Source organism: Luteolibacter rhizosphaerae (assembly GCF_025950095.1).
In the GTDB taxonomy this organism is placed as follows: Bacteria; Verrucomicrobiota; Verrucomicrobiia; order Verrucomicrobiales; family Akkermansiaceae; genus Haloferula; species Haloferula rhizosphaerae.
Genome location: NZ_JAPDDR010000009.1, coordinates 147,639 through 158,904, shown reverse-complemented (window position 1 = coordinate 158,904; position 11,266 = coordinate 147,639). Strand labels below are relative to the sequence as shown.

The following is an 11,266-nucleotide window of genomic DNA, read 5'->3' as shown; positions in this document are numbered from 1 at the left end:
TCACTTAGGTCCGCCGGTCCCCAGAGGTCCGGTTCTTTCACCAAAAACCATCCATTTTCGCTCCATGCCCGAAATCACCGAAGCGGAACTCGCACCGAACGTGAAGGCCCTCTGGTTGAAGGCCCTCAGCGCAGTCCAAACGAATAACCACGGCTACGCCGTCAAGCTCCTGCAGCCCGTGCTCAAGGATGCTCCTGCCTTCCTCGATGGACGCAAGGTGCTCCGCAAGTGCGAAAGCATCGTGCAAGGCGGTCCCAAGAAGGGAGGCTCGATCTTCGGCGTGAAGACGGGCGGCATGGGTTTGATGAAGATTGCCAGCCAGGTGAAGAAGGATCCCGCCTCCGCCGTGCCTCTGATCGAGGCCGAATTGGAGAAGGATGCCTACAATGCCGAAGCCAACGATTTGCTGTTCGAAGCCTTCAATGCGCTCGGCCTGCCCGACAGCGCCGCCTTCGCGCTTGAAACCGTGCGCCAAGGTCATCCGGAGAACTCGAAGCTCCTGCACAAGCTCGCGGACTACTACCAGAGCCGTGACGAGCCCGCCAAGGCCGCAGAGGTCTACCGCGACATCATCAAGCATCACCCGACCGATTCCGCCGCGATCAAGGGCGAGAAGGATTGCACCGCCAAGGCTTCGATGAAGTCCGGTGGCTGGAGCGAGACGGCCAAGATGGCGGACCTCCAGCGCAACAAGGGCGAGGCCGCCGCGCTCGATGAGGCAAGCAAGACGGGCCTTACCCGGGATCAGCTGGAGGATCGCCGCGACCGTCTCGTGATGCGCTATAACGAGGACACCAACAACCTCGCGACGGTGAAGGACCTCGCCAGTATCTACGAGCAACTCGAGGACTGGGAAGGTGCGTTCAATTTCTACTCGTGGGGCTTCACGCTCAGCAACGGGGACGTGGCTCTTCAGACCAAGGCCGGGCACATGAAGGACAAGGTGGCCGACTCGCACATGAAGGAGCTCGAAGAGCGTGCGAAGTCGAACCCCGACGATCCGGAGGTGCAGGCCATGCTTGCCGAGCGCCGTAGCGCACGCATCGCGGAGGCCGTGGAAGAGGCCAAGAAGCGCGTCGAGATCAACCCGACCGACCCGATCTCCCGTTACGAGTTGGGCCAGGCCCTCTTCAACGCCGGTGATCACAGCGGAGCGATCCCGCACCTTCAGCAGGCGAAGCGGAATCCGCACATCCAGTCCAAGGTGCTGCTTCTGCTGGGCAAGACCTTCAAGGCGAAGGGCATGTTCGACATGGCTTCCAAGCAGCTGGCCGATGCCCTCGCCGACATGCACGGCATGGACAACACCAAGAAGGAAGTGCTCTACGAGAAGGGCCTCATCCACGAGCAGATGGGCGACAAGGATGGCGCTCTCGATTCCTTCAAGCAGATCTACGAAGTCGACTACGGCTACCGCGATGTCGCGCAGCGCGTGGAATCGTCCTACGGCGGTTGATCTTCGGATTCAAAGAAAGGCGCGGAGGGAAGCCTCCGCGCCTTTTTCATTTCACTGACTGTCGTCTCACTACTGCGCCTGATAACGGAAGGGGTCGGAGTATTTGGGATGGGTGGTCACGCTGGTGTCCGTGAGGGTCTTGAGAAAGGCGACCAATGCGGTTTTTTGCTGGGCCGTGAGATTCAGGCGACGCGGTTGTGGTGGCGGAGATCCCGGAGGGCCGGGAGGAAGGCGGAGTTGAGGGGAGAGATTGGGGTGGCTGACGACCCCCGAGTTGTAGAATTCGACTACCTGCTCAAGCGTGGCGAAGCGACCGTCGTGCATGTAGGGGGCCGTCAGCTCGATGTTCCTCAGCGATGATACCTTGAAGAAGCCCTCGTCCGAAGTGAGCCCGGTGACTTCCCCCAAACCCTTGTCCACATAGGGATTCTCCAAGCCGTTGTTGAAGATGGCGTTTCCCGGCACGAAATTGTCGCTGCCGTGGCACGCGGCGCAGCCTCCCGCCGGACCTTGGAAAATCTGTCGGCCTTGGTTCTCCAGTGCGGTGAGATTCGAGAAGTTGGTGGGGACACCCAGATCATATTTCGAACTCCCCGAAACGATGGACCGGACGAACTGGGCCAAGGCGCGCGAGATCCGCGTGACATTCACCTCGGGAGTGCCGAAGGCAGCGGTGAATAGCTCGTCGTAGAAGGGCTCGGCATCGATCCGCTGGACTAACAGGTCGAGCGTCATCCCCATCTCGACTTCGTTCTGGATCGGCATCAGCACTTGATCCTCCAGGGTGGCGGCACGCTCGTCCCAGAAGAAGTTCTCCCGCAGGTAGTAGCGCGCATTGGTCAGGCCCATCGAATTTCGGTCGGTAAGACCGCCATCGAAACCGACGCTGAACTTGCGGGGATCGGAGAAGCCGTGCTGCGCTTGATGGCACGATGAGCAGGATACCGTTTGGTTCGCCGACAGCCGCTTGTCATAGAAGAGCACGCGGCCCAAGGCTGCTCCGGCATTGGTGGTCGGATTGGTAACGGGGGTGTTGTTCTGACCTTGGATCTGGGGGGTGAGCAGATGGGCGGGCAGGGCCGCGTTCGCGTAGTTGTAGGGAGATCCGGGGAGGATCAGCGCATTCGCGGCCGACGAAGAGACCTGCCCCGCGACATCCGAATTCAACCGGAACAGACGGCGTGATCCGTCGCGAGGAACCGGGATGCGCAGCGAGCCGTTGAAAACGCGGTGGGTGGCCATATTGGTCCAGCCCGAGCTGTTGTCGGTGCTTTGGAGCATCCACGCGTGGTTGCCCGGATCGTTCACCTCCATGACGAAGCCGTTTCCCTCGGGAGTGAACCGGATGCTGGCGGTCTCGGCGGCGACTTGGAAGGGAACCTCGGCGAGAGCCGGGAGAGTGAGAACCGGGAGCAGGAGGATTGTTTTCACGGTTTCACTCAAGACGCTGATGACGCAAAACAGCGAGGAACTTTACTTTCTCTTAACGCCCGGGAGCCGGGTTTTACGTAGAGCTCACATAGCTCCCATTCGCTTTACTCGGAACGCCCGGACGCAGTGTCTTGAGCGGTGCGAGCCTCGTGGAAAAACTGGCACACGTCGGCATACAAGGCATGCGAGCCCATGGAAAGGACGTGGTTGTGGTCCGCTCCCTCGACCACTCGGAAGCGTTTCCGGGCGGAGGGAAGGGCGTCGAAGATTTCCCGTGCTTGATCGATCCCGATATAGGGGTCCTTGTCGCCATGGCTGATCATCACCGGCATGGTCAGTTTGGAGGCCGCACGGGCAGGCCGGACATCCGCAGGCCAGAACCCGGCCCGGACGCGAGCCCCGCAGCTTACACTGAGAGCCGCCGCCGGACAGCAGAAGTGCAGGCTCGCCGGCGTCATTTCCTGAGCGGAGCGCAGCACGGGCCGATCGAGAGAGCTGAAGGTGGCGATGCTCGCCACCGCCGCCCATTTATCTGGGTTCCGCGCCGCAGTCTGGAGTGCCACCGAGACACCCTGCGAAACGCCGAAGAGAAAGGCGGGCGATGGCTGGAATGCGAAGCGGCTGGAGGCCTCGTCGAGAATCTTTTCCACCAGCGGTGCCTCGCGCAGGCCGAAGGTGCCGTAGAGCGCGGGGTGTTCGCCCTGCCCCGGCAGGTCCAGGACGATGCAGCGAAAACCAGCGGCGCAGAAGCGCTCGCAGATCGGCAGGTGGTCTTCCTTCCTCCCGCCATGCCCGTGCAGCAGGATGACGGTGCCCACTTGCCCGCCCCAATCGGGCAGCTTCACGCCGCGCTTGGCCAATTCGTCGCGGGCGATCAGGGACTTCTTCGCCTCCCCGGGTTTCGCACTCGGCGTGACCAGCAGGCAGGGTGTCTTGCCCGGGCCGGTATAGGCTTCGATCTTCAGGCCGTAGTGGTCGGGATTGGTGAGGATCTCCCGGTGATAGTCCTGAAGTCCGCGCCGCTTCGGGGAGACCAGATGCTCCGATCCAAACCAGCCGATGATGCCGAAGAGCAGGGCGGCGAGCAGTAGCAGGACCGCGGAAGCGCGGAGGACATGGCGGCGGATGCGCTTCATCGGGGCGGGGGAATTACGTGGTCGGGCCGCACGATTTCGCAAGATCGCGTTTGCCAGTCCGGCCTGCTGGGACTAGGGAAGGCCCCATGACTCTGCTGACCGAGACCTCCCCCGTGATGGAGAAGACCCGCGAACTCTGTGCCGCCATCGCTGCAGACGGGCACTTCGCCAAGCTCCAGAAGGACGTGGAGCGTTTCCTGGACGACGATGCCGCACGCCTGATGTATCAGACGGTGCACGAGCGCGGCGAAGAACTTCATCACAAGCAACACGCCGGCGTGAAGCTGGCTCCGACCGAAATCCGCGAATTCGAAGCCGCGCGCGACGAATTGATGCGGAACGAGGTGGCTAGCGCTTTCCTGGATGCCCAAGGCGAGCTGGAGTCCCTGCAACGCACAATCGGCAAGTATGTGAACATGACCCTCGAACTCGGTCGCGTGCCGACTGACAAGGACATTGCTGAAGCGGAGAAGGGTGGATGCTGCGGTGGTGGCGGATGCGGTTGCTAAGCCTACGAAGCTCCAAAGGTTTTTAAACGAGGAAGCCCCGGTCGCAGGACCGGGGCTTCTTCTTTGTGTGAGCTAGGATTCCAACCTTAGCGGGGCGGCGGGTTGAAGCGGGCCACCACCTGCGGCGGCAGGTTCTGGGCGTTCGAGTTCAGCCACTGTCGCGCGGCATTTTCGTCGCGTCGCATCCAGCCACCGAGATAGCGCTGGTAAACGCCGATCTGTGCGCGCTGGTCGCTGAGGTTCGAGACAAACTCAAGCGAGGTCTGGGGCGACCTGCGGAAACTTTCCTCGATGAAGATCTGGCGTGCACCATCGAGATCGGGGTCATTGCCGAGACTTGCCAACCACTTTGCGGCGGCCTCCGGATCTTGGCGGGCGTAGCGCCGCGCAGGTCCCTCGGCAGCTTCCGATCTCACATTCGGTGGCAGGCTTTCCACCCAATCCAGCGCTGCGGTGAGATCGCGTGCAGCCCAGCGGTCGCCCACGGTTTCAGAGACGTCGCGCCGCAGGTCGACATTTGTCATGCCGTTGTTCCACTGGGCAGCTTGGGCAGGATCCGCCTCGGCGAGATCACGCGCCATGTTGCGCGAAACCCGGTTGCGGGTTTCCTCATCGCCCATTCCGGAGATCCACGCCGCGGCGTAGTCGAAGCCGTACTGCATCACGTAGGGGCGCATGGCGTCGAGTGCCTGTTCCCGGGTGCGGCCTTCGAGCTGGGCCAGGAAATCGCGGGCGAGTTCCGGATCGGTCGCTGCGATGCCGCGGGTGGCACCGAGCAGCCAGTTGTTAACGTCGCCCTCGTCTTGGGCAGTCTGAGCCCATGCGAAGGCGGCCTGGGGATCATTCGCCGCCCATGTCGCCACGGTGGTTTCGCGCTCCCAGTCCTCCGCGCCTTTCTCTTGGAGGAAGCCGAGGGCGGAGTGTGGATCGCGCTCTGCCCATGCTTGAAGAATCAGCGACCTCTCGGAACCACGGAGATTCACGCCGGGCATGTTTCGGAACTCCTCATAGACCGAGGCGAACTGCTCGGTCGGCAGGCGATCGAGGAATGCGAGCAGCTTCTGGGTGCGGTCGAGGCGGCTGGTCGTCTCGAAGATCGCCTTGAGATCCGTTTCCACCGGGCGGCTGGCGGTACCGCGACCTTCTTCGGCGCGCTTGCGCTGGACGCGCTCGGCGAGGGTCATTCCGCCCTCCCCGTGATGCGCTCCGTCGCGGGCGGAGAGGGGCGAGCGTGTTCCGTCCGCAGCATCATTCCCGGAGGAGCTGATCCTTCCAATCATTACGCCGGCACCCAAAGCCAAGGCGACACCGCTGGCGCTCCAAACCCACTGGGATTGCTTCGGATTCATGGGATAAACTAAACGTTCCGAAATGCCCGATGTTTCGAGAAATCGGGTCGGGAGACGCAATTGTTTGAAGCGAACTGCCGCCGAGCACCTGTTCTAGCGCGTTTCCCCTTGGAACTCAGCAATCTTGGAAGAGAGCTCTTTGATCACAGCGGCATGGGCTGGATCCCGGACGAGGTTCCGTGTCTCGCCCGGATCGTTAGCGGAATCGAGTAGCACGGCACTGTCTCCGGGATACTCGGTGTAGCGCCATTTCTCCGTCCGGATGGAGATGCCGGTGGCTTCTTTACCATCCTCGCTCCAGATCGTGAATGCCGGATGCTCCCAAGCCGAATTCGGTTCCTTGAGCAGCGGGGACAGGTCCCGGCCTTCGATGCCGGTCGGAGTTGGCAATCCGCAAAGCGCGGAGAGGGTGGGAAAGAGGTCGATCGATTCGACCACGCGCTCGCAACGGGCTCCAGCGGGGCTGATTCCGGGGGCGCGGACAATCATGGGGACCCGTGCCCCAGCCTCGAAGAGCGAGCCGGCCTTCGACCACTTGCCTTTCTCCCCGAGCTGGTAGCCATGGTCGCTCCAGAAGACGACGATCGTGTTCTGCGAGAGGCCCGTGCGATCCAGTTCGTCGAGGACTCGTCCCGCATTCCAGTCGCTCCATGACATGGCGGCATGGTAGGCGTGAATCATCTGGCGTGCTTCTGCCTCGCTGGCATCGCGGCCGATGAAAAGATCGGCATTGGTCTTCCGGATGGAAGATTGCGGGAAGCCCTCGGGAACGATCGGGTGTGGAGCGAAGTCCTGCGGCAAGGGAAAGTCCTCGCTACGCCACTTATCGTAGAAGACGCGGGGGGCAGTGGGCGGGCTGTGAGGCTGGACAAAGCCGCAGGCGAGGAAGAAGGGCTTCTCATGCTGCTTCCGGAGAAAGGCGATGGCCCGGTCTGCTACGGCATTCTCGGGATGCCCGTCGCCGTTTCCTTCCAATACGATGCGGCGGTCGCTGCGTTTGTCTTTTGATAGCGTCTCGTCGCCGGGTTGCGGCCATTGGGTCTGTTTCGGGCGCTTCTCGATCTTGAGGTCCTGCATCGCGCTATCGGTCCAAGAAAGGGGATCGTCGATTCCGCCATGGAAGATCTTACCGCTGCTGGCTGCGACATAGCCGTGCTGCTTGAACCATTGAGGCAGGGTGATCCACCCGGGATGGGCCCCGCGGAACTCGTCACGGTTTCCGAGAACGCCGGTCGATTTCGGATAGCGTCCGGTGAGCATGGATACCCGGGAGGGATTGCAGAGCGGGAATTGGCAGTAGGCTTTGCTGAAGAGGACGCCGGACTTGGCGAGGCGGTCGAGGTTCGGGGTCTTGGCCAAGATGTTACCTTGGCAGCCGAGAGCGGCCTTCATGTCATCCGCCAGAATGAAGAGCACGTTGGGACGCGTGGGCTCCGCTGCCGCGATCTGAACGGATAGGAAGGCAAGAAGAGCGACTTTCATCGCTTGAGGCTCGGGCCTTTGTGCCGAGCTCGCCAGCACCCGAATGTGGTAGTGAAATCCCTAGTTGAGGGATCTGCGGGAGCTCACCTCAAGACCACCCTGACGCTTGTGGGTCAGCACGAACTCCTCGCGTGTGGTGTCGTGCTTGTCGGCGGATCCATATTCGATCGTGACGGTCACGATGCCTGCCTCGTTGACCACATTCGCGAGGCGGAAAACCGGTTCGCGGCGGAGTCGCAGGAAACAGAAGAGGGGAACGTGCTGATGGTTTGCGTTCCAGAGCCACTGGGCGGGCAGGAAATCCGGGACTTGGGCCAAGGCCGAGAAAATCGCCCGCACCCGGCGCTCGCCGTGCCGCGCGGCGAGGCGTGATGCGGTCTTGCGGGCGAGAACCCCTTCCCACCATGCGGCCAAGGGATTCTCCCGTGCCTCCACGACCTCCTCGATCAGATTGCGGGCATGGAAAGCCATTGCCACGTGCAGTTGTTCCCGGGTCATGAGCCCGGCCTCGAAGTCATCGAAGAGCTGAGGTGGAGTACGGAGCATCGGAAGCAGAAGGAAGACCCGCCCGACTATGACGCAGCACGACCATTCCGCCACCGGGAAGTTCGGGGCTTCGGCCCGTGCGCTAGAAGCCGTCCTCGCTCAGGCCCTTGCCCATCTCCTGGATATCGTCCCAGAGCTTCTTGCCGATGGGATCGCCGGCCTTCTCGAAGGCCTGTTTCAGATCGCCCCGCTGCTCCGTGATCCGGTAGAGACCGGCGATCAACCTGGCCCGCGTTTCGCCATCGCTGCGCGGGTAGAGATCGAGGGCTTGGTCGACCACCTTGTCCGCCGGGACCGTGGCCGGAGCCGAGCGTTCAAGGAAGGTTTTGACGCCTTCCACCGATGCCATGGAATACCGGTCGCAGCCTGTTAGAAGGCCAGGAGTGGCAGGAGAGCCTTCATCGGGGAATCATCCCACCGGCAGCTTTGCCCGCATGGCCGCAGCGACTTCTTGGAAGGCAGCAGAAACCGGATGCTCGGCCGCCGGAATGAGGGCCACGGGTGTTCCTGCATCGCCCCTCTCGCGGGTCTGGGGATCGATCGGGATCTGGGCCAGCAGGGGCACGTTCAGGATGGCTGCCTCTCGGACGCCGCCGCCTTCGCCGAAGAGATAGTAGCGCTGGCCGTGGTCGCATTCGAACCACGCCATGTTCTCGATCAGACCGAGGATCGGCACATTCACTTTTGCGAACATCGAAACCGCCTTGCGCGCATCGATCAGGGCCATCTCCTGCGGGGTGGTCACGATCACCGCTCCATCCACCGCGACGGTTTGAACGATGGTGAGCTGGATATCCCCGGTACCGGGCGGAAGATCGAGGACGAGATAATCGAGCTCGCCCCATTCCACCTGGCGGAGGAACTGCTGCGTATAGCGGGTGGCCATCGGGCCACGGACGATAACGGGCGAGCGGTCTTCGAGCAGGAAGCCCATCGACATCAGCTTCAGCCCATAGGCCTCGATCGGAATGATCTCGTCCCGTTCGTTGGCCATCGGGCGTTCGTGGCTGCCGAACAGTTGTGCGACGGAAGGGCCGTAGAGGTCGCAATCGCAGAGGCCGACCTTGGCGCCGCTCTTGGCGAGCGCGACCGCGAGATTGGCAGCGACGGTGGATTTGCCCACGCCGCCCTTGCCGGAAGCCACGGCGATGATGCGCTTCACTCCCGGGATCGACGACTTTCCTTGGAGCGCCTCCGAGGAAGCCCCTTGGGCTCCCTGCGGGTCCTTCACCGTGATTTCCACCTTCACGCTGCCCACGTCCGGCAGGTGGTCGAGAGCCGCATGGCAGTCCTTGAAGATCTGCTCGGGAATTTTCGGATCCTTCGTCGCCACTTCGAGTTGGACGTAGAGGCTGCCGTTTTCGTGACGGACCTCCTTCACCAGGCCGAAGGAGACGATGTCCCGGGAGAAGCCGGGGTAGCGGACATTGCGGAGGGCTTCCTTGATGAATTCGGGACTCACGGCGGCGGAAGCAATGGCGGGATCTGCCGCGCTGTCAACCCGGGGTACACAGGAGATCCCTCGTAAAAGTGAAGCTTTGAACAGTGCACGGTTGAAAATCCCCCCAGCTCTGTTTGCATCCTGACGCCCTTCCGGCCGGGAGATGTTTTTTCCATGAGCGAAACCAGACGAAATGCCTTCGGGTTACTGTGCGATTTCATCACGCCGCGCATTCCTCTGCCGCTTGTGAAGCGGTTCTTGGATGGTTTCAACCGCAGCTTGGAATTGAGGAACTGGTCGCAGTTTCACGTCCGCCCCTACAATTTCGCCTGTCCCATCGTCGATCCGACGGAAGTCGATCCGGGCAAGCTCAAGGCGCGGGGTGCTTTGGGCGACACGCTTCTGGATTATGGCAAGATCGAACCGCTGGTGCGGGTCATCCAGCCCTATGCGAAGGAGATCCATCACTTCCCCGTGGAGCCGGACGGCAAGTCGCCGTATTGGTTCAAGAACAACGCCTACGACGCCTACGATGCGACCATCCTCCACGGGCTGATCCGCCATCTCAAGCCGAAGCGGGTGGTGGAGGCCGGTTCGGGCTTCAGCTCGATGGTCATGACCACGGCGGCGAACATGAATGCGGCGGAAGGTCATCCCGTGGAGATCCTCCACATCGAGCCCTATCCTTCCGAGCGCCTGCTGAATTATCCCTTGGCCGGAAAGTTGCTGAAGGAGAAGATTGAGGATCTGGACACGAGTCTCTTCCGGAGTTTCTCGGCAAACGACATCCTCTTCATCGATTCCACCCACGTGCTGAAGACCCAGAGTGATCTGGTTTACGTCTTCAACTACGTCTTACCTCTTCTGCCGTCCGGGGTTTACGTCCATTTCCACGACGTGTTCACGCCCTACGATGCGGACGAGCACATGCTGTTCGAGATGCAGTGGTCGTGGAACGAACAGTATGCCTTGGAGGCAATCCTGCTGAATTCGGATCGTTTCGAAGTCATCGTTCCGTCCTTTGCTCTGGTGAAGGAAAATCCGGAGCTGATGAAGCAGTTCGTGCCTTGGGAGACCGCGATTCCGAAGGGCTTCTGGATTCGAACCCGTTAAGGGGATCCTGAGAGTTCACCTTGAATGAGGATCTGATCCCCGCTCCGGATCAGTGCGCCCGGTGACAGAAGCTCGCCGTTCCGGATGATCTCCAAGCTTTCCCATGGACCCTTCCATCGGTGGATGAAGGCCAATTCGGCCAGAAGGCCGCCCGTCGTGGTGGCTAGTGAGACATAGCTACGTTCTCCCGGAATGCCGCAGAGGTGGATCGTCTTGGGTGAGACACCGGCTCGCAGTTTGCTGAAGGCCTCTTCCAGATCCAGCGGGGAGTTCACATTGTCGAGTGCCGCTGGATGCCTGAGCCGCAGCTTGTGGGGATCGAGGCCGGCCAGGAAGTGCCTGGCTCCATACTCGTGCTGCTCCAATCGATCCGCCAAGGGTAGAAGGGCTCGCGATTCAAAGATCGTGCAGAGCGGCTCGGGTTTGTCATCCAGCCGGTTTGCATAGCAGGTGGCGGCATTTCTTGGAGAACGAGCGGCGAGCAAATCCTCCAAAGTCACGCGGTTCATCAGGAAAAGATCTCCCCCGAGAAGGAGAACAGGCTCCTGCGGGTAACGTCGATGAAAGGCATCGAGTGCAGACAAGGGGCCTGCATCCGCGAAGTGATCCTCAATGACGGGAAGACCGATCACGGGCCGGGCTCCCCGACGCTGCGAGAGCATGGGCTCCAAGCCGGCCTCCCGTACCAGTTGGGCCAACCAGTCGATCTGCCGCTGCCCGTCAGGTCTTTCGATGAGCAGCTTGTCGCGGCCCATGCGCCTGCTTCTTCCGCCGGTCAGGATCAGCCCGATCATGAGAGAGCG

11 protein-coding genes are annotated in these 11,266 nt (G+C 61.6%); 3 read left to right on the top strand and 8 right to left on the bottom strand.

The features are described 5' to 3' along the window. Positions 1 to 64 precede the first annotated feature (64 nt). Complete coding sequence (locus OJ996_RS17735; RefSeq protein WP_264514980.1) at positions 65 to 1,456, top strand: tetratricopeptide repeat protein; 1,392 nt, start codon at positions 65 to 67, stop codon at positions 1,454 to 1,456. Between the two features lie 69 nt (positions 1,457 to 1,525). Here OJ996_RS17735 and OJ996_RS17730 read toward each other — a convergent pair whose 3' ends face one another. Together OJ996_RS17730 and OJ996_RS17725 are read right to left on the bottom strand one after the other, a co-directional pair. Beyond that, positions 1,526 to 2,887, bottom strand: a complete 1,362-nt coding sequence (locus OJ996_RS17730; protein WP_264514979.1) for a cytochrome-c peroxidase — start codon at positions 2,885 to 2,887, stop codon at positions 1,526 to 1,528. Between the two features lie 104 nt (positions 2,888 to 2,991). Beyond that, complete coding sequence (locus OJ996_RS17725; protein ID WP_264514978.1) at positions 2,992 to 4,023, bottom strand: alpha/beta hydrolase family protein; 1,032 nt, start codon at positions 4,021 to 4,023, stop codon at positions 2,992 to 2,994. 86 nt (positions 4,024 to 4,109) lie between these two features. Here OJ996_RS17725 and OJ996_RS17720 point away from each other — a divergent pair, with 86 nt between their 5' ends. Then, positions 4,110 to 4,532: a YlbF/YmcA family competence regulator gene (locus OJ996_RS17720; RefSeq protein ID WP_264514977.1), complete on the top strand. Its 423-nt coding sequence runs from the start codon at positions 4,110 to 4,112 to the stop codon at positions 4,530 to 4,532. A gap of 86 nt (positions 4,533 to 4,618) precedes the next feature. On the opposite strand, the gene OJ996_RS17715 is transcribed toward OJ996_RS17720, so the two are convergent. The 5 genes from OJ996_RS17715 to OJ996_RS17695 form a co-directional block, all read right to left on the bottom strand. Next, positions 4,619 to 5,881, bottom strand: a complete 1,263-nt coding sequence (locus OJ996_RS17715; RefSeq protein ID WP_264514976.1) for a hypothetical protein — start codon at positions 5,879 to 5,881, stop codon at positions 4,619 to 4,621. A gap of 93 nt (positions 5,882 to 5,974) precedes the next feature. Next, a complete protein-coding gene (locus OJ996_RS17710; protein WP_264514975.1) occupies positions 5,975 to 7,363 on the bottom strand; it encodes a sulfatase in 1,389 nt (462 codons plus the stop codon). 60 nt (positions 7,364 to 7,423) lie between these two features. Then, positions 7,424 to 7,909 carry a hypothetical protein gene (locus OJ996_RS17705; RefSeq protein WP_264514974.1) on the bottom strand — a complete coding sequence of 162 codons (486 nt, stop codon included), beginning with the start codon at positions 7,907 to 7,909 and terminating at the stop codon, positions 7,424 to 7,426. Positions 7,910 to 7,991: 82 nt separating this feature from the next. Continuing rightward, entirely contained in the window at positions 7,992 to 8,258 is a 267-nt protein-coding gene (locus OJ996_RS17700) for a hypothetical protein (protein WP_264514973.1), read from the bottom strand. A 60-nt stretch (positions 8,259 to 8,318) separates the two neighbouring features. Then, a complete protein-coding gene (locus OJ996_RS17695) occupies positions 8,319 to 9,371 on the bottom strand; it encodes an Mrp/NBP35 family ATP-binding protein (protein WP_264514972.1) in 1,053 nt (350 codons plus the stop codon). A 153-nt stretch (positions 9,372 to 9,524) separates the two neighbouring features. On the opposite strand from OJ996_RS17695, the gene OJ996_RS17690 reads away from it, so the two are divergent. Continuing rightward, positions 9,525 to 10,463, top strand: coding sequence for a class I SAM-dependent methyltransferase (locus tag OJ996_RS17690; protein WP_264514971.1), 939 nt, complete (start codon positions 9,525 to 9,527; stop codon positions 10,461 to 10,463). Here the strand turns inward: OJ996_RS17690 and mobA are convergent. Continuing rightward, the gene (gene mobA, locus OJ996_RS17685; RefSeq protein WP_264514970.1) at positions 10,460 to 11,257 is read right to left on the bottom strand and encodes a molybdenum cofactor guanylyltransferase; all 798 of its coding nucleotides are present in this window, start codon (positions 11,255 to 11,257) and stop codon (positions 10,460 to 10,462) included. The two genes, OJ996_RS17690 and mobA, sit on opposite strands and share 4 nt — an antisense overlap. Positions 11,258 to 11,266 lie beyond the last annotated feature (9 nt).